We start from the raw sequence: 18,328 nt of genomic DNA, 5'->3' as shown, positions 1-18,328 counted from the left end.
ATGAATCAGTATAGCAGAGAATGTCCCTCTGGAAAACCACACTTTTTGCCGGGGTGCTGGCAATCCTATCAGATTGCCGGGATGGAGAAAAAACCTTGTTTTATCTTTTTGCCCCGGAATGGTAGATTATAGCCAAACACCGGAATGCGGCGCCGCATACGGATTCAAATGAAGAGAGGAGAAAATCATCATGCTTCGTATTTTGCTTGCCTGTGGCATCGGAGCATCCACCGGCTTTATGGCCGCCAATATGCGCAAGGCCGCCAAGGCCCAGAATCTGGATGTCACCATTCACGCTGTCAGCAAATCTCAGGTCCCCGAGTACGCTGACAAGATTGACCTGCTGCTGCTGGGTCCCCACTTCTCCGCTGAGGTCCCCAAGTACCGGGATATGCTGAAGGACCACCACGTCAAGGTCGCCTCTATTGATCCGGACAACTATGCTTCTCTGGACGGCGAGGCCATTCTGGAGGAGGCCATCGACTTTTACAACGAAGAGTGAGGGAGGAGGCCGATTATGAAAGCGATTCAAGCGTGGATTGAAAAATACCTGGTTCCCGTTATGAACAAAATCACCCAGAACTTCTGGTTTGGCATTGTGGCCGACGCGATTCTGTACATCGTTCCCTTCTCTATGGTCAGTACCATTCCCTCTCTGTGGGGAATCCTCCGCCGTTTTGTCCCCGTCCTGCCGGACATCAGTGCTCTGAGCACCTATTCCTTCGGCATGATCGGATTGTTTGTAGTCTTTATCATCCCCTATAACTGCCTGACCAAGCTGGAGAAAAAGGACAGGGCCATGATCGCCGGATTTACCGGCATCGGTGCCTATATGCTTTGTATGAACATGGTCAGCGTGGACGGCGGCTACTTGGTGGATCTGTCCAAGTTTGGCGCCGGCGGTATGTTCACATCCATGTTCGTTGGCCTGATCGTCGCCCTGGTTTACAAGCTGATGATCCAGTTCTCCTTTTTCGGCGAGGACAGCGTGATTCCTGACTTCGTGAAGAACTGGTTTGACAACATTCTTGCCATCCTCATCAGCCTGTTCATCGCCTTCCTCTTCACAAACATCCTGAAGATCGACGTCTTCACCATGGTCCAATTCCTCATGAAGCCCGTTACCGGCTTCGCCCAGTCCATGCCCGGCGTGGTGATGATTACCTTCCTGCAAAATATTTTCTACTTCTTCGGCATCTCCGGCTGGGTGTTTACCCCGGTCACCCGCACCATCACCCAGGCCGCCATGGCCGAAAACGCCGCCCTGGTGGCGGAGGGACTGGCTCCCAAGAACATCTATGCCTACGGCTTCAGCCGCTACCACCACATTGGCGGCCAGGGCGCGACCCTTCCTCTGGCGTTCTATATGCTCTTCGCAAAATCCAAGCGGTACCGCGTCCTGGGCAAGGCCACGCTTGTGCCCTCCATCTTCAACATCAACGAACCCCTCCAATACGGCGCGGTTGTGGGAAACCCCTTCATGCTGATCCCCACCGTTCTCATTGCCATCATCCTCCCCGCCTTCTCTTACCTGTGGTTCACCTTTGGCTGGGGCACCATCAACTATGTCAATTTTGACATGAACTTCGCCCCCAACGCGATTTCGGCCTTCATGATGTCCGGCGGAGACTTCCGCAATGTCATCCTGGTGTGCATCAACCTCTTGATTGCGGCGGTCATCTGGTTCCCCTTCTTCAAAGCCGCAGACAAGGCCGAACTCCAAAAGGAGCAGGAGCGCGAAGCGGCCAAGGCCGCCAAGAAGGCCGCCAAGGAAGCCGCTGCGGACTGAATCCCTGATGATCCGCGGCTCAAATCAAATGTATTATTTCCGAACTTTTAGTTCGGGAATAATATCAAATCAGACAGGAGATTTTGCGCTATGAGTGAAGCGAAAAAAGACATCAACATGATCGCCATGGAAGTCATCATGAACGCCGGTGACGGCCGGGATAAGGTCGACGAGGCCCTGGCCGCTATGGCCGAGGGCAGATTGGAGCAGGCGGACGCGCTGCTCCGGGAGGCGGAGCAGCTGATTGCCAAGGCGCACAATGCCCAGACCGAGGTGGTGCAGAGCCAGGTCAGCGGCGAGGATACAGAGTACTCCCTGCTCTTTGTCCATGCCCAGGACACTGTTATGACCATCACCACCGAGCTCCGCATGGCGCAGAAGCTGCTTCCCATTGTGAAGATGCTGTTGGACAAACAGAAAGGAGAATGACCCATGGCTAAAGCTTTTCCTGAGGGCTTCCTCTGGGGCGGCTCCACCGCCGCCAATCAGATCGAGGGCGCGTGGAACGAGGGCGGACGCGGCCCGGCTACCTCCGACTTCGCCCGGCTGATTACCAAGGAGATTCGTGACACTGAGGGCTCCTTTGACGAGCACGTCTCCCACAACGCCGCATCCAAAGAGATGGTGGAGGACATGAAAGCTCACCCCGAGAACTGGACCCTCCCCAAGCGCTGGGGCATCGATTTCTATCACACCTATAAGGAGGACATCAAACTCTTTGCCGAGATGGGCTTCAAGGTGTTCCGCATGAGCATCTCCTGGTCCCGCATTTTCCCCAACGGGGACGACGCCCAGCCTAACGAAGAGGGCCTGCAGTTCTACGACAATGTGTTCGACGAGCTGCACCGCTACGGTATTGAGCCTTTGGTGACCCTGTCCCACTTCGATACACCTCTGCATCTTGCGGAAAAATACGGCGGCTTCGCCAGCCGCCACACCACCGATGCTTTTGTCCGCTACGCCGAAACCGTCATGACCCGCTACAAGGGGAAGGTGAAGTATTGGCTGACCTTTAATGAGATCAACAATGTCCTCTCCAACCCCTTTACCAGCAGCGGCGTCATTCTGGACGGCGCGCCGACACCCAATTCCTGCAATAATTATCTGGGACATTGGCAGCTGAAATTTCAGGCGGTACACAACCAGTTCATCGCCAGCGCCCTGGCCGTGAAGAAGCTCCACGAGATCGACCCGGAGGCCAAGATGGGCAACATGCTCTGCCGCCTGGAGAACTACGCGGAGAGCTCCAAGCCCGAGGATCAGCTCCAGGTCATGTTCGAGGACCATTTCAACTGGTTCTTCACCGATGTGCAGGCCACGGGGCAGTACCCCTACTACATGAAGCGCTTCTTTGATGAGAACGATATTCACATCGAAATGGGTCCGGATGATATGCGGATACTCAAGGAAGGCGCGGTGGACTTCATCACCATCAGCTACTATATGACCTACATCATGCGATATAAGGGCAGTCCCGTGCCCCAGCCTACGGGCCGCCTGGTGTCGGACATCAAGAACCCGCACCTGCCCAAGTCTGAGTGGGGCTGGACCATTGATCCCATCGGCTTCCGGATCACCCTCAACCGCATTTATGACCGGTACCACCTGCCCATCTTCATCTCCGAAAACGGCCTGGGCGCCATTGACAAGTTCTCCGAGGACGGCCGCATCCACGACGATTACCGCATTGACTATATGCGGGCCCATGTGGAGCAGCTGCGGGAGGCCATCGCTGACGGCGTGGATGTGTTCGGCTACGCCTGGTGGGGCCCCATTGACCTGGTTTCCTCCGGCACCTCGGAAATCACTAAGCGCTACGGCATGATCTATGTGGATCAGGATGATTACAACAACGGCACCCACGCCCGGTCTAAGAAGAAGTCTTTCTACTACTACAAAAAGCTGATTGCCTCCAACGGCGCGGATCTGGAAAATAACGTCACGTTCGAGGATTGAACGGATCTGTGAGCCGTCTGCGTGCTGTGCATGAAAGAGTCCGATGCACAGCACGCGGTTTCAAATACCGTCCCGTAAAGCGGAAAGTCGGGAGGCCGGCTTGAAAAAGAAAGAAAGGATGCATCATCGTGAAGGAATTTACCTATACCATTGGCGATCCCCTGGGCATTCACGCCCGCCCCGCCGGTTTGCTGACCAAGGCCGCCAAGGTCTACAACGACACCACCGTGACGATTACCAAGGCCGGGAAGTCCGCGGCGGCGTCCCAGCTGATGAAGCTCATGAGTTTGGGAGTTAAGCAGGGCGATACGGTGACAGTAACGGCCGAGGGTCCCTCCGAGGAACCGGCTATCGCTGCTATGGAAACGTTCTTCAAGGAAAATCTGTAATCCAAAGGGATTTCTACGCCCACAGCAGAGCTGGACGGAGCTGTGCGGGAGACTGGCGAAGCCGAGGCCCGGTCAGTCCACTTCATCCACGCTGTGTTCCAGGCTCCCCATCTCCGGCACCGTTACCTCCGGCCCCAGGCTATTCCTGATTCCGCAGCGATCCGGCAGGCATCGACGGTTCCCGCGCTTTCCGCTCCTGTTCTGGTCCACCAAGGGAACAATGAGTAATCGGAGAGGGATGATTTCTGCTTTGCGAATAACCATGTGTTGCACCTGTGTCTACAAAGATAAAGCCCGTCTATGGCATCGAATTATCACAGCTCAGCCAGCAGTCGCTTTAGATTCTCATCCGTCAGCTCTCCCCGCTCAGACTGGGCCACTAGTTCCTGTGCCTTGGCCACGGCATCGTTCCACTCGCCCTCACTGATTTTTCCTCTCTGCTTTCTGGCTTTCAGCCGATTGTAAGTCTTGCCGTATTCTTTCTGCGCTGGGGTATGGTTCGCTTTTCCTTGCGCCTCCTTATGATGTGCTCCCACTTTCCGACAGGTGCGCACTGTCTCGCCGGGCGCTATGTTGTTGCAGTAGCAGATGTTGTACCCGGACGTCAGCAGAAAGTATCGTCCGCAGTTGTGACAGCGGCGGGGTGCGTTTCCTGCGGCAAGCCCCCGGTAAAACTCCGTCTGCAAGAAGTCTATCAGACTGTTGAACGTAGCTTTCTCCGCTATGAAGATCTTCCCCTCTTCGGTGGGGTGCATCATGGGAACAAAGCTCACTTCCACAGGGACGCCCTGCTCAAAATCGTCTCCGAAGACCTGGGCACTGGCAGAGAGCATCTGCGTGTAAAAGCAGGAGTACGCCTCGGCATAGGCGGAACTGTTCCTGTACTTCAGCGGCTCGAGGTATTTGTCCGCCATCTTGTCAATCAACTGCCGGAAGCTGCGGAGTCCCTCCGTGAAACAGATCAGCCCAATCATGATTCCCTGGTACTTGGCATAACCCTCTGAGGTTGGGTCCTGCACCTGCGCCCATTTCTCCTTGTCTGCCATAAGCCGCTGGAACGTGTGATAGTTGCACGGCTCATCCATTTTCAAATCTCGGTAGACCGGCAAAGCAAATATAAGTTCCCAGACAGCGTTCAGCCTCTCCTGTGCGAGAGCCGCGGCGCTGTCTGTTTTCTCTACGAGCAGATTTTGAGCGGCGGGGACAAACACCTTGACGCGCTGGTCGATCTCATCCAGAAGGATCTTATCCAAATTCAAAATGTCCACACAACACTGTCCAATGGGATAGTCTTTCTTGCCAATGAATACCCGGTTGCCATAGAAGAATACGGTGAACTGGTCATAAGTGTGGGTGTACTCAAATTCGATGCGTTCCATTTTCTCTGTCATGTTGTTTGCCCCTCTGTATCCGATAGAAATTTTGGATTTGCCTGACCTGGCCCAAATCTATTGAATCAGCCCTCCGCCCATGTTATCCTGCCATCACGGCAACCAGTGTATCAGACGGTAAACTGGAAGTCAATTTGTACCCCGAAAATTGAATACCCATCACCAGAGACGATACTCGCCGGGGAAGTGGCGCCATGACGCTGGAGGTAGCCGAGCGCACCAAGGTTGAAGGAAACGCCGTGGAGGTCAAACAAGGCCGCAGGGCAGGAACGGGTACGGTGCATGGCCAATTGAAATCACAAAGCAGTCGATACAAAAAAGCCGCTGAACTGCTGCAACAATTCAGCGGCCCGCCGCGTTTCGGAAAACACAGCTTGATCTGATAACAGTCTAACAGAGTGACCTCCGAAGCGCAAGAAAAATTTTGAAGGAGGTACTACACAACAATGAAGACGTCAGTCTACAAAAGTTATGATGACCTGCCTCTGTTCCTCAACGCGAGTCTGGTGGCACAGGTGCTGGGCGTGTCATCGTCCAGCGGCTACGAGCTGATGCACACGCCCGGCTTCCCTGTGTTGCGTGTTGGTAGCCGCATGGTGGTGCCCAAGGAGAAGTTCATCCAGTGGGTGGAACAGAACACAGCCGGAGGGGAGTGGACATGAGACGGCGCAGAACACCCATCGGCTGGCCAAGATGTAATCCGAAGCACAATCGATTCGCTATGCCCAATGCAGCGTGGGAGTACAAGCTCAAGCCGGTCGAGTTCATGATCTTTTCCTACCTCTGCTATCACTGCACTTCTGGCATGCTCACTCCGGAGATGATTGCAACAGACGTCCACATGAAGGCGGGCACAGCGAAAAAGTATCTGACCGCTCTGGTAACGAAAGGAATCGTCAGTGAAGATGGTACTCCTGCGCTCAAGTGTGAAACCACAAAATTTTTCACTTTGCCCAATGAGGTGTTCCTGCTACGGCTTCCGCCCTCTGCGTTTCTGGTTTACGCCTACCTGCTGCTGATTGAGAATCGGAGGACGCACACCTGTCACCCCAGTTACAACACCATCGTTGCTGCGACAGGTCTGGCGAAGAACACCGCAATAAAAAGCATCAACACGCTGTTGGAGATGGGACTCATCGCCGTGGAGTCCAGTAGCTACTTCGACAAGCACGGGATGAAGTGGAAGGGCAACAACCTGTATACGATCCTACCGGTCGGAGTTGCGATGGATGCATTCTATCAACGGCAGCTACACCAGCTGGAGCTGGATGCAGAACGCAGACGTATTCTCCGGCAACAAGTGGAATACGGCCGTCGTCGCCCCAGAGCGGCCCTGTGTGCCTCGGTTTCCACTCCGGCAGCACCTGACCCGTCCCAACAATGCAAATCGCCGTGCGACCGCTGAGAGGCGCAAGGCGAGGGACGGAGGGGAGCAGGATAAAAGCGTGGCGTCTTACGCCGCCCCGCTGGTCCACTTCTGCCCGCAGTGCGGGCAGTTTACGGAGGACGGGGATGGGGTCAAAAACAGAGAGAAAACTACAAATTGAGGTCGCCCAAAGGTATGATTTGCCTGTTGCAAGGCTTTCGGATGATGTCTTTGGGCAAGAAAGGGGGCATTTGGATGGATAACAAAAATGACAACCGATTTCCGCTGCGGCTGGATGATGTGACCCGGTGGAAGATTGAAAGCTGGTACAAGAAGGATGACTGCCAGAGCCGGAATGAGTTCGTGGTCAAAGCGGTGAACTTTTACGCAGACTACCTGGCAGGACAGGTGAATGGTGTTCTCCCCGTGGCCATCCAATCCGCTATTGATGGGCGACTGGGACTGTTCGAGGACAGGCTGGCTCAGCTGCTCTACAAGCTGGCAGTAGAGACGGATATGGGGATCAGCACCGTCCTGGACTGCATTCAGGTGGACGCTGACTATCTGCGGAAATTACGGGCAGGCAGTGTGAAAAGTGTGAAAGCCACCAATGGTCTGCTGACCTTTGAGCAGAAAGCCAGAGAGCGTGAGGAAAGTGCTGAAGGTGATGAGCAGTGGCAAGGCTGATTGTCAAGAGTCCCTATGTCACGGGCAGCGCTGGTGGTGGCGGTGGGCCGGGAGGTTACCTGAAGTACATCGGGACCAGGGAAGGTGTGGAGCTGCTGCCCTCCGGCTACATGGAGTACATGGCAGAACGCCCACGGTCCCATGGACTGTTTGGCGATGAGGATGCTGTGGATATGAATGCGGCTATGAAAGAGCTAAATGAGTATCCCGGCAACATCTGGACACATGTCATCTCCCTCAAGCGTGAGGACGCCGAGCGGCTGGGATACGACCATGCTCCGCAATGGCGCAACCTGATCTGCGCCCACCGCAACGATATCGCCTCTGCTATGAATATCCCGCCCAGCGATTTCCGTTGGTACGCCGCCTTTCACGATGAGGGCGGACACCCTCACATCCACATGATGGCGTGGTCGGCGAAGCCGGGACAGGCGTATCTTTCCAAGGATGGGATCAGGAAGATCAAGTCCACACTGACCAACGATATTTTTAAGCAGGAGCTGCTCCATACCTACGAGCAGAAGTCCTCCTCCAGAGAAGAGCTGGTGCGCAGGGCCAGAGAGGAAATGAAAGCTCTGGCGCAGGAGACGCAGACCAGCCTTGGCAGCCATCCGGAGGTGGAGTCGCTGATGATGACGCTGGTCAATCAGTTGGAAACGGTAAAGGGTAAGAAAACCTACGGTTACCTTCCAAAAGGGGTGAAGAAAATCGTAGACGAGATCATTGATCTGATGGAACAGCTGCCCGTTATCAATGGGTGCTATCAGACCTGGTGGGAACTCCAGTGTCAGGTAGAAGATTTTTACTCTGAGAAGGAACGCCAGCGGCCGCCGCTGTCCCAGCAGAAGGAATTCCGCACGATCAAGAATGTGGTGATCCGCGAGGCCGATGCTCTGCGCTTTGGGCAATTTACATTTGAAGATGCGGGTATGGATGAGCCGGTCGAACTCTGCGGTCTGCCGAGTTACTGCGTGGAGCTGTGGATGGTAGCCCAGGATGACACTGCCGTCATGAAAGAGCGAGATGAAGCGGCAGAGCAAATCATCAGCAAAGCGAAAAGCGGTGATCCGTTTGCACAGTATCTCGCAGGTAAGCTCTATTGCGATGGCCCCGTCCTGATCCCCGACAGCGTAGTGGCTGCGGATTGGTTCGACCGAGCTACTCGCCAAGGGGTAGTCGCAGCGCAGTATGAGTTGGGGATGTTGCTTCTTTCTGATGATCCGGAAATCCGTGATCCAGAATTGGGTATGCAATGGCTGGAGTATGCTGCCCGCAATAAGAACGATGGTGCGGCTTACCGATTAGGTAAGGAGTATCTCAAGGGCAAGGTTGTAAATCGGGACACGTCCATAGCAGAGGAGTATCTCACGCAATCCGCTGACGCTGGAAACCAATATGCCCAATACGCTCTCGGCAAACTGTATCTGGAGCGCGGTGACAGAATGGAAGCACGTTATCGGCTCACACAGTCTGCCGCTCAGGGCAACGAGTACGCGCAGTTCTTTCTGGACCGCTGGGACAACCTGAAACCGCCATCGATGATGCTGTCCGTCACGCGGTTGCTACACCACATGAGCCGTATCTTTCAAGATCAGGCCCCGGCTCCATCTGTTCCAGGCGGTGTCCGCATTGACCGCAAGCGTCTACAGCAGCTCAGAGAAAAGAAAATCGCTATGGGTCACAAGCCGGACGATCATGAGGAGCAGTCTCAGGGGCAGTCGATGACGATGGGATAATCAGATACGGTTGCCGATTGCACCACTGTATCCAAAGAGAAGCCGCAGCTGTGAACGGCGGCAGAGCGGAGCGGATTGAGTCCACGAATCAGGCCAAAGGCCCCAGTGTCAAGACGGTGTGGAACATTAATCAAGTCATTTCCCCCGCTATGGACTTTGCGAAAGATCAAAAGCTGATTATGACCAACCCGACGGATAGCTACACCCTGCCGAAGCTGGAGCACTGGAAGACGAAAACGCTCTTCCTGCGGGAGGCGAAAGAAACCGGCATCCTCGAGATGGGTACTACATTGAGCTGATAATGGGGTTTCGGAGAGGCGAACTGTTGGGACTGAAATGGGAGGACATTGCTCTGGAACATGGCAGTCTCCGGGGCTAGCGGCAGGTCTATCGAATCGACGGTAAGATTGTTGGAGACAGAAATACCTGCCGACTCCTGACGCTGTAGGCGGACACGGCAGGAGTTACCCGATTTCGGATCAAAGGTGCTGAATCTTCATACGAAGCGGTTGACCGGAAAAAGGCGGATCAAATTGGGCGAGCCAATACTGCGGAGCATGGGCGGGAAACAACACACGATATGATCTGCCATAAGAAATTACTTCACAGTTTCTTTTTTTGATTAGGTGAAGGGTCTTTAATTGCATCGATAAATGCTTCGATTACGGGAAAACCGCCAGCAGTATGACGAAATTCAGCCAAAGTGCAGCCCTTAGATGCATCTTTAATGAAATCGAATTCTTCTTCAATTACCTCTCTGTCAACAATGCCCAGTTGCCAAGAGACTAAAATAGTTTCTAGTGTGTTGAGATACGTAATTACATGCCACCGTAATTCTGTTAAAATTTTACCATCAACTGTATTACCTTGTTTCAATGTACACGAAGGACACAATTCTCGATCAAGAGGGCAAAATTTACAAATTTCTTTTTTTATGTCATCAGCTACATCAAATGCAGAATGGTCATAAAGATGTTTGCATTGATCTGTATTAAGCTTTCGAGCAACCTGTTCCGCAATACAGGTGTCCTTTTTTACTGAGCTACACCATGTAGTCATAAATTGAGTCGTGTTCTCTCGACGGCGTTCTTCGTGCTGCTCCGTTATTTGTTTTCTTAGCAAAAAAATTTGAGGAACAACAAGAATCGCCGTAATAGTTAACACAACGAGTTCAGTAATTGAAATCCAATCAGGACACATTAATATCCCTCCCCCAATATCTTGTTTTTATTATAATGGACTATATCACATATTTCAACATATTTTGCTATTTTATTAATAGACTGAATCATGACAGAAGAAGGTAAGATATCAGCCGGGATGCTAAATGATCCGATGGGTGCTTTTGAAACCAATCTTGTATGCGTTATGGCTTAAATCAGGCGTAAGACCAGGAGACTGAAGTAACACATCTTTACACTAAAGAAAAAACGGCTATCTTCCAAAAACCGCAAAAAAACGGTGGATGAAATTGTTGATTAGATGGAACAGTTGCCAGTCATCAACAAATGCTACCAGAGCTGGTGGGAACTCCAGTGTAAAATTATGGACTACTACTTGGAGGGAAGGTAAGATCAATACTGCACCTTCCCAATGCCCCAGAAGTCCGTGATCGCACTATCAGCATAAGCGGTGCCGGCAGATGCTGGAAAAGGAGGGAATTCGGCAAAGTATGATCTGGAGATGCAATAGATGCAATTGCCTAGATAACGCTGTAATTGAAAATTCCTTTGGGATTCTCAAATCAGAACTACCCTATCTGCAGAGCTTTGATGCTATGGAGCATTTCAAGATAGAACTTATTGCTTATCTGGACTACTATAACAACCGCAGAGTCAAACTGAAGCTCAATGGTTTGCCGCCAGCTATCCATAGACGCCAAGCCCTTTCTATCGCGTAAGCCCTTCCCTCTGCCGCCCTTGTCCATTATTTTAGGTGCAGTTCAATGCAGTTCAGGCTGGAAAATGATAAGTTTTTGATAACTCTGTCCTCTGGCTCTAGCTATTGACACAGCGTACTGGTATGTTGTGCAGTTGAAAAGGAGGGCAGAGAAATGAGAAAAATTCTGGAGGATTTCTACTACGGCAACATCACACCCTGCGATCAACAGATGGCGCCTGACTCGGAGATGAAGCAGGCAGTGGATCGTGTCTCCAAATGCGAGGAACAGTTGACAGAACTCCTTGATGAAGAAGGGAGGCACATCCTCACCAGGCTCACACGCTCCCAGCAGGAGATTGACAGCAGAACGGCTCTGGAGAATTTCATCCTGGGCTTTCGGCTGGGCATTAGGCTGATGGCGGAATGCATGGATGATAACGATGGCGATACAAGAAGTGGAGGTGAATAGCAGTGGCAAAAAGGCGTGCCAATGGAGAAGGCAGTATCCGTAAACGCAAGGATGGCCGCTGGGAGGGGCGATACACCGCGGGCCGTGACCCGGTGACTGGAAAGGTGATCTACAAAAACGTGCTGGGTAGGACCCAGGCGGAAGTCAAGGCAAAGCTCAAGGCGGCGATTGAGACAAATACGAATCTGGACATCGTGAAAGCGGAGCAGTACACAGTCGGTCAATGGATGGATGTGTGGTTTGAGAACTGCGCCAAGATCAAGGTCCGGCCCTCATCCCATCAGACCTATCGGGGGTATATCGACAACCACATCAAGCCCAGCATCGGCAGTGTTCCGCTGAGCAAGTTGTCCTCGCTGCACTTGCAGCAGCTCTACAAAAAGCTCCTCACCGGCGGCAGAGTGGAACGGACTGAGGCAAAGAAACAGCCCAAGGGCCTCAGCGCCAAGACGGTGCGGAACATCAATCAGGTGATTTCCTCGGCGATGGATTTCGCCAAGGACCAGAAGCTGATCGCAGGCAACCCGACAGATGGCTGTGCCCTGCCAAAGCTGGAGCATAGGGAGATGAAGACCCTGCCCGTAGAGCAGCTGACCTCCTTCCTGCGTGAGGCGAAAGAAACCGGCGTCTTTGAGATGTACTACATCGAATTGGCGACGGGCCTCCGGCGCGGAGAGCTGTTAGGGCTGAAATGGGAGGACATCGATTTGGAGCAGAGCAGCCTCCGGGTTCAGCGGCAGGTCTGCCGGATCGACGGCGAGATCGTGGAGGCGCCGCTGAAAACGAAGAATGCCTACCGGGTTCTGCCGCTGTCGGCAGACGCAGTGGAAGTTCTGAGAGAGCAGAAAAGAAAAAGCGGGAGAAGCCAATACGTGTTCCCATCCCCCACCGGAGGCCCCATCTCGCCGGACAGCGTACTCCATATGCTCCACCGGGTGCTGAAGCGGGCAGGACTGCCGAAAGTGCGCTTCCACGATCTCAGACACACGTTTGCGACCCTGGCATTGCAAAATGGGGTAGACATCAAGACCGTCTCCGGAATGCTGGGCCACTACTCCGCCGGATTCACCCTGGACACCTACACCCACGTCACCACCTCCGCGAAGAGAGAAGCGGCGAATACGATGGGCGGAATCCTCTCCGGTGCTCTCCGGTAGTTTCCGGACATTTCGCCGTCTGGGTCAGCGCTTGGGTCAAGGCGCTGACCCAAATTTTTGACCAGATTATTTTGATGTAAAAGCAAAGAAAAAGTTCTGAAATCTCGCAATTTCAGAACTTTTTTGGTTGCGGAGACAGGACTTGAACCTGCGACCTCCGGGTTATGAGCCCGACGAGCTACCAACTGCTCTACTCCGCGATATCTAATTTTGTGGTGCCGGTGACCGGACTCGAACCGGTACAGTATTGCTACCGGGAGATTTTAAGTCTCCTGTGTCTACCAATTCCACCACACCGGCAGCTTGTCGGCAATAGTTAGGATACCACAGGCATACCACATTTGTCAAGCACAATCTCAAAAAAAAGCAAAAATTTTTTCGACAGGCTGTGACGCAATCCGCCGGGAGCGCAGACGGCCGGAAAAGAACACGGCAATCTCCGAGATTTTTCCGGCCCCGCCGCCCCATACAGGACCTGCTTGCGGGAGATACTAAGAACGTCTTCAACCGGCGAACCGCCGCCAAGAGCGGTACACACTGCCGCATAACGGCATGTTCGCCGCTTGAACACACTCTCCAGTCTTTAAAAAAAGGAGGCGGCGGCTATGAAGCAGCGGCAGGAAGAAAGACCCATGAAAAAGGCCAGGGAGCTCTCCCAGTTTACAGCGGCAAAAACCGATCCTATGGGAAGCTGGACCGGCCAGCCCCTGGATCCCCAGGAGATTCCGGTGCAGGACGCGGATGATTTATGAATTTAGTGTATGCAGCAAAAGCGACGCAGCGGCAGGTAAGCCAGGAAATCGGCGATATATACAAAATTTTTATTTTATAGTTGTGCAATCCTAATAAAATCAGCGTTGACATTTTCCGCTTCCACTGCTAGAATGTGGCTGATTCCTGAGCGGGAATCCCTATCGATTGTCCAATATCAAACGGACGGCAAGGAGGAATATGCCATGACAAGAGAAATTGATATAAAGAGTGAAGAACAGGTCACCCGCATCAACCGTCTGGCCTGCGAAGCCCCCTACGAGGTCTGGCTGAGCACGGATACGGTGATGCTGGACGCCCGGTCCCTGCTGGGCCTCTATGGTCTGGTGGGTCAGAGGGCCAAAGTCGTGACCGAGGATGATCTGGACCCCAAGGCTGTGAACCGCCTGGTGGCAAAAATGGCCTGAATCACCCCATTTCGCATTTTTTGAGAACCGCTCCGCCGTTCCGCCGTGAATGGCGGGGCGGCTTTTTGCGCTTCGCCGGCGGAGCGCGCACCTGAGTTTTTTCATAAAACTTCCAAGAATTTTCTATCGTTTTTTTATAGGGTCCCGTCTAAAATGGGAGACGTGGTTTGGGGCGCGTCCCCAAAGCGCAAAAAATGATTGGAGGAATTATGATGAAAAAGACGTTTGCCTTGCTTCTTGCCGCAGTCATGATGCTGGCCCTGCTGACCGCCTGCGGCGGCGGCGACAAGCCCGCCGACAATGCCGGCGACTCTCAGCCCAGCCAGAGCGACACGACCACCCCTCCCGCGGACGCGGGCACCCCGGAAGAGCCGGCCGCCGGCGGCACCGTCGGCGTTTGCATCTACAAATTTGACGACGCCTTCATGACCACCTACCGCAACGCCCTGGAGGAAATCCTCAAGGGAAAGGGCTATGAGCCTATCGTGGTGGACGGAAACAACGACCAGGCCAAGCAGAACGAGCAGATCAACACCTTCATCACCCAGGGTGTGGACGCGCTGATCATCAACCCCGTCATGACCTCCGCCGCCGACACCATCATTGCCACCGTGAAGGCCGCGGGCATCCCCACCGTTCTCATCAACCGGGAGCCCACCCCCGAGCAGATGGCCGCCTATGACCGTCTGGTCTACGTTGGCTGCGACGCCCGCCAGTCCGGCACCATGCAGGGCGAGCTGATCCTCGACACCCCCAACAAGGGCGACATCAACGGCGACGGCAAGGTCTCCTACATCATGATCCAGGGCGACCCCGAAAACGTGGACGCTCAGTACCGCACGGAGTTCTCCGTCAAGGCTCTGGAGGACGCCGGCATGGAAGTCGAGCAGCTGAACCTGACCCGCGGCGACTGGGACCGTGAAAAGGGACAGACCATCTGCGCCAACGACCTGGCCCAGTTTGGCGACAAAATCGAAGTGGTCTTCTGCAATAACGACGATATGGCCATTGGCGCCCTCCAGGCCATCCAGTCCGCCGGCCGCAAGGTCAACGAGGACATCTACCTCGTGGGCGTGGACGCCCTGGACGCTGCCCTCAACGAGGTCAGCAACGGCAACATGACCGGCACCGTGCTCAACGACGCCAACGGCCAGGCCGAGGGCGCTGTGGCCGAGATGGAGAAGCTGCTGGGCGGCGCCACCTACTCCTCCGGCAACCAGAGCGTGTATGTGGACTACGTGAAGGTCACTCCCGACAACGTGAAGGACTTCATGAAGTAATCCAAGTTCATCAAACAACGCGAAAACTTCTGACAGGGGCGCGTGCCGAGGCGCACGCGCCCCTCTTTTCCATAGCCGGCGACGTCCGGACTCCACCGCGCTTTGCCGGTTATGGAAAAGCCAACACGAACAAGGGGGGACAGTAAATTGTCAGAATATCGTTTGGAAATGCGTGATGTGGTTAAGGCCTTCCCCGGCGTCAAGGCCCTGGATCACGCCCAACTCAAGCTCCGCCCCGGCACTGTCCACGCGCTGATGGGAGAAAACGGCGCGGGCAAGTCCACGCTGATGAAGTGCATGTTTGGCATCTACCACATGGACGAGGGCGAAGTCATCTACGAGGGCCAGAAGGTTCAAATCAAGGGCCCTCTGGACGCGCTGAACCGGGGCATCGCCATGGTGCACCAGGAGCTTCAGCCCATCCCGGAACGGAGCATCGGCGAAAACATCTACGTGGGCCGCTACCCCACCAAGCGCATGGGGCCCATCGTCACCGTAGACCATGAGAAAATGTACCAGGACGCGGCGGCGGTTTTGAAGGAAGTTCACCTGAACTACGATCCCAAGGCCAAACTGGGCACCCTCAGCGTCTCCCAGATGCAGCTGGTGGAAATCGCCAAGGCCGTGTCCGCCGACTGCAAGGTGCTGATTCTGGACGAGCCCACGTCCTCCCTGACGGCGGCGGAGGTGGAGGCTCTTTTTACCATCGTCAACGAGCTGAGGCAGAAGGGCGTCTCCATTGTATACATCTCCCATAAGATGGACGAGATTCTCCGCATCAGCGACGAGGTCACCATCATGCGGGACGGCCAGTACATCGGCACCTGGGACGCCAAGGGTCTCACCACGGATTTCATCATCACCAAGATGGTGGGCCGGGAGCTGAGCAACCTCTACCCGCCCCGGAGCAACGTCCCCGGCGAGGTGGTCTTCGAGGTGGAGGATTTCACCTCCATCAACCCCAAGAGCTTCCGTCACGCCTCCTTCCAGGTGCGCAGGGGCGAGATTCTGGGCGTCGCGGGCCTGGTGGGCGCCCAGCGCACGGAGCTGATGGAGGGCCTGTTCGGCCTCCGCTGCCACAGTACGGGCAAAATCACCTACAAGGGCAAGGAACTGAAAATCAACCAGCCCAAGCAGGCCATTGACAGCGGCATCGCCATGCTGACGGAGGACCGCCGGGCCACGGGCATCCTGGGCGTTCTCTCCATCGCGGACAACGTGTCCATCGCCTCTTTGAATCAATATCTGATTGGCGGCTTTATGCTCGATGACAGGAAAATCGAGCAGCTGGTCCAAGAAAACGTGGCCAAGCTCTCCATCAAGACCCCCTCGTCCAAGACGTTGATTCAGTCCCTCTCCGGCGGCAACCAGCAAAAGGTGCTCATCAGCCGCTGGCTGGCCAACGACCCGGACGTGTTCATCCTGGACGAGCCCACCCGGGGCATCGACGTGGGCGCGAAATATGAAATCTACTGCATCATTGCAGAACTTGCGAAACAGGGCAAAAGCGTCATCATGATCTCCTCCGAGATGAGCGAGCTGATCGGCATGTCCGACCGCATTATGGTCATGTGCGACGGCCGGGTCACCGGCTTCATCGACGGACAAGAAGCCAATCAGGAGAACATCATGGCCCTGGCCACCCAGTTTGAATAAGGAGGAGAGAAACTATGGAGAACAAAAAACTCAACGGAAAAGCCGTCAAGAATTTTCTGTCCAACAACGCCATCATCATTCTGATTTTCCTTCTGGCCCTGTTCGTGGGCGTTGTGACGGACAACTTCTGGAAGCCCGCCAACTTCAAAAACCTCATCGTCAACATGTCTCCCCGGTTCATCATCGCCTGCGGCGTCTCCGGGTGCCTCATCACCAAGGGTACGGACCTGTCGGCGGGCCGTCAGGTGGGCCTCTCCGCCTGTCTTGCCGCCATGATGCTCCAGAGCGTGGATTACGCCGCCCGGGCCCTGCCCTGGATGCCGGACATCCCCTGGTTTTTGGCGCTGGTGCTGGTGGTGGTCATCATGTGCATCTTCGGGGCCATCAACGGCTGTGTCATCGCCTTTTTGAAGGTCCCTCCCTTCATCGCCACCTTGGGCATGCAGACCATTGTCTACGGACTCTGCTCCGTCATCACCGGAAACGACCCCCTGGGCGGCTTCAAAAGCTCCTACTCTCAGGTGGCGCTTGGCTCTGTGGGTCCCATTCCCTATCTGGCGATTTTCGCCGTGCTGGTGGGCGTGTACATCTGGTTCCTCTATAACAAGACCCGCCACGGAAAATACATGTACGCCATCGGCGGCAACGAAAGCGCGGCCCAGGTGGCCGGCGTCAACGTCCCGGCCACCATCATCCGGATTTATGTCCTGGCCTCCGTGCTCTATGCCATTGCCGGGTTCCTGGTGGGCGCCAAGGCCGGCGGAGCCTCCACTGCCACGGGACTGAGCTATGAGCTGGAAGCCATCGCGGCCTGCACCATCGGCGGCGTGTCCACCAACGGCGGCGTGGGCAAGGTGGGGGGCATCCTCATCGGCGTGCTGGTGTTCGAGGTTTTGAAAATCTGCCTCCAGTTCCTCCGTGTGGACCCGGCTTACACCTTCATTGCCCAGGGCTTGGTCATCATTGTGGCCGTCGCTTTGGACCTGCGGAAGTATCTTGGAAAGAAGTAACCATACGCCCCTTTTGGAAAAGCTCCGGCGCGAAACGCGCCGGAGCTTCTTTTCAAACGGGCATTTTTGTTGTATAATGAAAAGCACAAGAAAAAGGAGGGGACTTCCATGGAGGAATACCGGGTTCTGCTGGCCGACGACGAGGAGGAAATCCGCACCGGCATCAGCCGGAAAATCGACTGGGCCTCCCTGGGCTTTTCCCTGGCGGGGGAGGCGGGCAACGGCGAGGAGGCTCTGGAGCTTGCGGAGCAGCTCCGGCCTGACGTGGTGCTCACCGACATCAAGATGCCCTTCCTGGACGGGCTGGAGCTGTGCCGGAGGCTGCGGGTCTCCCTGCCCGGGGCGCGGCTGGTGGTTTTCTCCGGCTTTGACGACTTCGAGTA

At 54.8% G+C, this 18,328-nt stretch carries 22 protein-coding genes and 2 tRNA genes; 20 read left to right on the top strand and 4 right to left on the bottom strand.

Annotation, left to right across the window (positions count from 1 at the left end):
• Nucleotides 1–190: 190 nt before the first annotated feature.
• The 5 genes from QZ329_RS05115 to QZ329_RS05095 all read left to right on the top strand — a co-directional run bounded on the left by QZ329_RS05115 (nt 191) and on the right by QZ329_RS05095 (nt 4,134).
• Complete coding sequence (locus QZ329_RS05115) at nt 191–502, top strand: PTS sugar transporter subunit IIB (protein WP_295749093.1); 312 nt, start codon at nt 191–193, stop codon at nt 500–502.
• 15 nt (nt 503–517) lie between these two features.
• Nucleotides 518–1,789: a PTS transporter subunit EIIC gene (locus QZ329_RS05110; RefSeq protein ID WP_295749090.1), complete on the top strand. Its 1,272-nt coding sequence runs from the start codon at nt 518–520 to the stop codon at nt 1,787–1,789.
• 90 nt (nt 1,790–1,879) lie between these two features.
• Entirely contained in the window at nt 1,880–2,218 is a 339-nt protein-coding gene (locus tag QZ329_RS05105) for a PTS lactose/cellobiose transporter subunit IIA (protein ID WP_295749087.1), read from the top strand.
• Between the two features lie 3 nt (nt 2,219–2,221).
• Complete coding sequence (locus QZ329_RS05100) at nt 2,222–3,745, top strand: glycoside hydrolase family 1 protein (RefSeq protein ID WP_295749084.1); 1,524 nt, start codon at nt 2,222–2,224, stop codon at nt 3,743–3,745.
• 128 nt (nt 3,746–3,873) lie between these two features.
• On the top strand, nt 3,874–4,134 hold the full coding sequence (locus tag QZ329_RS05095; RefSeq protein WP_295749081.1) for an HPr family phosphocarrier protein: 261 nt from the start codon (nt 3,874–3,876) through the stop codon (nt 4,132–4,134).
• Nucleotides 4,135–4,448: 314 nt separating this feature from the next.
• Here the strand turns inward: QZ329_RS05095 and QZ329_RS05090 are convergent, their stop codons facing one another.
• Nucleotides 4,449–5,525, bottom strand: a complete 1,077-nt coding sequence (locus QZ329_RS05090) for a DUF6076 domain-containing protein (protein WP_295749079.1) — start codon at nt 5,523–5,525, stop codon at nt 4,449–4,451.
• 194 nt (nt 5,526–5,719) lie between these two features.
• On the opposite strand from QZ329_RS05090, the gene QZ329_RS05085 reads away from it, so the two are divergent.
• The 6 genes from QZ329_RS05085 (at nt 5,720) to QZ329_RS05060 (ending at nt 9,613) form a co-directional block, all read left to right on the top strand.
• Nucleotides 5,720–5,908, top strand: coding sequence for a hypothetical protein (locus QZ329_RS05085; RefSeq protein WP_295749077.1), 189 nt, complete (start codon nt 5,720–5,722; stop codon nt 5,906–5,908).
• 63 nt (nt 5,909–5,971) lie between these two features.
• Nucleotides 5,972–6,187 (top strand): DNA-binding protein, encoded by a 216-nt coding sequence (locus QZ329_RS05080; protein ID WP_295749075.1) that lies wholly within the window; start codon nt 5,972–5,974, stop codon nt 6,185–6,187.
• Entirely contained in the window at nt 6,184–6,930 is a 747-nt protein-coding gene (locus QZ329_RS05075) for a helix-turn-helix domain-containing protein (RefSeq protein WP_295749073.1), read from the top strand. Before QZ329_RS05080 ends, QZ329_RS05075 begins: the two co-directional genes overlap by 4 nt.
• Nucleotides 6,931–7,146: 216 nt before the next feature.
• On the top strand, nt 7,147–7,578 hold the full coding sequence (locus QZ329_RS05070; protein WP_295749071.1) for a hypothetical protein: 432 nt from the start codon (nt 7,147–7,149) through the stop codon (nt 7,576–7,578).
• The gene (gene mobP3, locus QZ329_RS05065) at nt 7,566–9,314 is read left to right on the top strand and encodes a MobP3 family relaxase (RefSeq protein WP_295749068.1); all 1,749 of its coding nucleotides are present in this window, start codon (nt 7,566–7,568) and stop codon (nt 9,312–9,314) included. Before QZ329_RS05070 ends, mobP3 begins: the two co-directional genes overlap by 13 nt.
• A 50-nt stretch (nt 9,315–9,364) precedes the next feature.
• Entirely contained in the window at nt 9,365–9,613 is a 249-nt protein-coding gene (locus tag QZ329_RS05060) for a hypothetical protein (protein ID WP_295749065.1), read from the top strand.
• Between the two features lie 304 nt (nt 9,614–9,917).
• Here the strand turns inward: QZ329_RS05060 and QZ329_RS05055 are convergent, their stop codons facing one another.
• Nucleotides 9,918–10,514 carry a hypothetical protein gene (locus QZ329_RS05055; RefSeq protein ID WP_295749063.1) on the bottom strand — a complete coding sequence of 199 codons (597 nt, stop codon included), beginning with the start codon at nt 10,512–10,514 and terminating at the stop codon, nt 9,918–9,920.
• 442 nt (nt 10,515–10,956) lie between these two features.
• Between QZ329_RS05055 and QZ329_RS15585 the strand changes: the two genes are divergently transcribed.
• The 3 genes from QZ329_RS15585 (at nt 10,957) to QZ329_RS05045 (ending at nt 12,821) form a co-directional block, all read left to right on the top strand.
• Complete coding sequence (locus QZ329_RS15585) at nt 10,957–11,214, top strand: IS3 family transposase (protein WP_365351466.1); 258 nt, start codon at nt 10,957–10,959, stop codon at nt 11,212–11,214.
• A gap of 153 nt (nt 11,215–11,367) precedes the next feature.
• The gene (locus QZ329_RS05050) at nt 11,368–11,664 is read left to right on the top strand and encodes a DUF6809 family protein (protein WP_295749060.1); all 297 of its coding nucleotides are present in this window, start codon (nt 11,368–11,370) and stop codon (nt 11,662–11,664) included.
• 2 nt (nt 11,665–11,666) lie between these two features.
• On the top strand, nt 11,667–12,821 hold the full coding sequence (locus tag QZ329_RS05045) for a site-specific integrase (protein WP_295749058.1): 1,155 nt from the start codon (nt 11,667–11,669) through the stop codon (nt 12,819–12,821).
• Nucleotides 12,822–12,945: 124 nt separating this feature from the next.
• On the opposite strand, the gene QZ329_RS05040 is transcribed toward QZ329_RS05045, so the two are convergent.
• Nucleotides 12,946–13,021, bottom strand: a tRNA-Met gene (locus QZ329_RS05040).
• 13 nt (nt 13,022–13,034) lie between these two features.
• Nucleotides 13,035–13,121, bottom strand: a tRNA-Leu gene (locus QZ329_RS05035).
• Between the two features lie 305 nt (nt 13,122–13,426).
• Here QZ329_RS05035 and QZ329_RS05030 point away from each other — a divergent pair.
• The 6 genes from QZ329_RS05030 to QZ329_RS05005 form a co-directional block, all read left to right on the top strand.
• Entirely contained in the window at nt 13,427–13,573 is a 147-nt protein-coding gene (locus QZ329_RS05030; protein ID WP_295749055.1) for a hypothetical protein, read from the top strand.
• A gap of 204 nt (nt 13,574–13,777) precedes the next feature.
• The gene (locus QZ329_RS05025; RefSeq protein WP_295749052.1) at nt 13,778–13,999 is read left to right on the top strand and encodes a hypothetical protein; all 222 of its coding nucleotides are present in this window, start codon (nt 13,778–13,780) and stop codon (nt 13,997–13,999) included.
• A gap of 212 nt (nt 14,000–14,211) precedes the next feature.
• Entirely contained in the window at nt 14,212–15,279 is a 1,068-nt protein-coding gene (locus tag QZ329_RS05020) for a galactose ABC transporter substrate-binding protein (protein WP_295749049.1), read from the top strand.
• Nucleotides 15,280–15,426: 147 nt separating this feature from the next.
• Nucleotides 15,427–16,935, top strand: coding sequence for a sugar ABC transporter ATP-binding protein (locus tag QZ329_RS05015; RefSeq protein WP_295749046.1), 1,509 nt, complete (start codon nt 15,427–15,429; stop codon nt 16,933–16,935).
• Between the two features lie 14 nt (nt 16,936–16,949).
• Nucleotides 16,950–17,945, top strand: coding sequence for a beta-methylgalactoside transporter (locus QZ329_RS05010; protein ID WP_295749041.1), 996 nt, complete (start codon nt 16,950–16,952; stop codon nt 17,943–17,945).
• A gap of 108 nt (nt 17,946–18,053) precedes the next feature.
• A partial coding sequence (locus tag QZ329_RS05005) for a response regulator (RefSeq protein WP_295749039.1) occupies nt 18,054–18,328 on the top strand: 275 nt, incomplete at its 3' end.

Origin of the sequence: uncultured Oscillibacter sp. (genome assembly GCF_910579365.1) — a bacterium.
GTDB lineage: Bacteria > Bacillota > Clostridia > Oscillospirales > Oscillospiraceae > Oscillibacter.
The sequence above is the reverse complement of the archived record's forward strand: the minus strand, read 5'-3'. Positions and strand labels throughout refer to the sequence as shown.

Excerpts from the sequence above, each read along its gene's own strand:
- QZ329_RS15585 (WP_365351466.1), top strand. The coding sequence starts at position 10,957 with ATGCTGGAAAAGGAGGGAATTCGGCAAAGTATGATCTGGAGATGCAAT.
- QZ329_RS05115 (WP_295749093.1), top strand. The coding sequence starts at position 191 with ATGCTTCGTATTTTGCTTGCCTGTGGCATCGGAGCATCCACCGGCTTT.
- QZ329_RS05050 (WP_295749060.1), top strand. The coding sequence starts at position 11,368 with ATGAGAAAAATTCTGGAGGATTTCTACTACGGCAACATCACACCCTGC.
- QZ329_RS05100 (WP_295749084.1), top strand. The coding sequence starts at position 2,222 with ATGGCTAAAGCTTTTCCTGAGGGCTTCCTCTGGGGCGGCTCCACCGCC.
- QZ329_RS05030 (WP_295749055.1), top strand. The coding sequence starts at position 13,427 with ATGAAGCAGCGGCAGGAAGAAAGACCCATGAAAAAGGCCAGGGAGCTC.
- QZ329_RS05055 (WP_295749063.1), bottom strand. The coding sequence starts at position 10,514 with ATGTGTCCTGATTGGATTTCAATTACTGAACTCGTTGTGTTAACTATT.
- QZ329_RS05075 (WP_295749073.1), top strand. The coding sequence starts at position 6,184 with ATGAGACGGCGCAGAACACCCATCGGCTGGCCAAGATGTAATCCGAAG.
- QZ329_RS05010 (WP_295749041.1), top strand. The coding sequence starts at position 16,950 with ATGGAGAACAAAAAACTCAACGGAAAAGCCGTCAAGAATTTTCTGTCC.
- QZ329_RS05085 (WP_295749077.1), top strand. The coding sequence starts at position 5,720 with ATGACGCTGGAGGTAGCCGAGCGCACCAAGGTTGAAGGAAACGCCGTG.
- QZ329_RS05080 (WP_295749075.1), top strand. The coding sequence starts at position 5,972 with ATGAAGACGTCAGTCTACAAAAGTTATGATGACCTGCCTCTGTTCCTC.
- QZ329_RS05105 (WP_295749087.1), top strand. The coding sequence starts at position 1,880 with ATGAGTGAAGCGAAAAAAGACATCAACATGATCGCCATGGAAGTCATC.
- QZ329_RS05025 (WP_295749052.1), top strand. The coding sequence starts at position 13,778 with ATGACAAGAGAAATTGATATAAAGAGTGAAGAACAGGTCACCCGCATC.
- QZ329_RS05090 (WP_295749079.1), bottom strand. The coding sequence starts at position 5,525 with ATGACAGAGAAAATGGAACGCATCGAATTTGAGTACACCCACACTTAT.
- QZ329_RS05070 (WP_295749071.1), top strand. The coding sequence starts at position 7,147 with ATGGATAACAAAAATGACAACCGATTTCCGCTGCGGCTGGATGATGTG.
- QZ329_RS05110 (WP_295749090.1), top strand. The coding sequence starts at position 518 with ATGAAAGCGATTCAAGCGTGGATTGAAAAATACCTGGTTCCCGTTATG.
- QZ329_RS05020 (WP_295749049.1), top strand. The coding sequence starts at position 14,212 with ATGAAAAAGACGTTTGCCTTGCTTCTTGCCGCAGTCATGATGCTGGCC.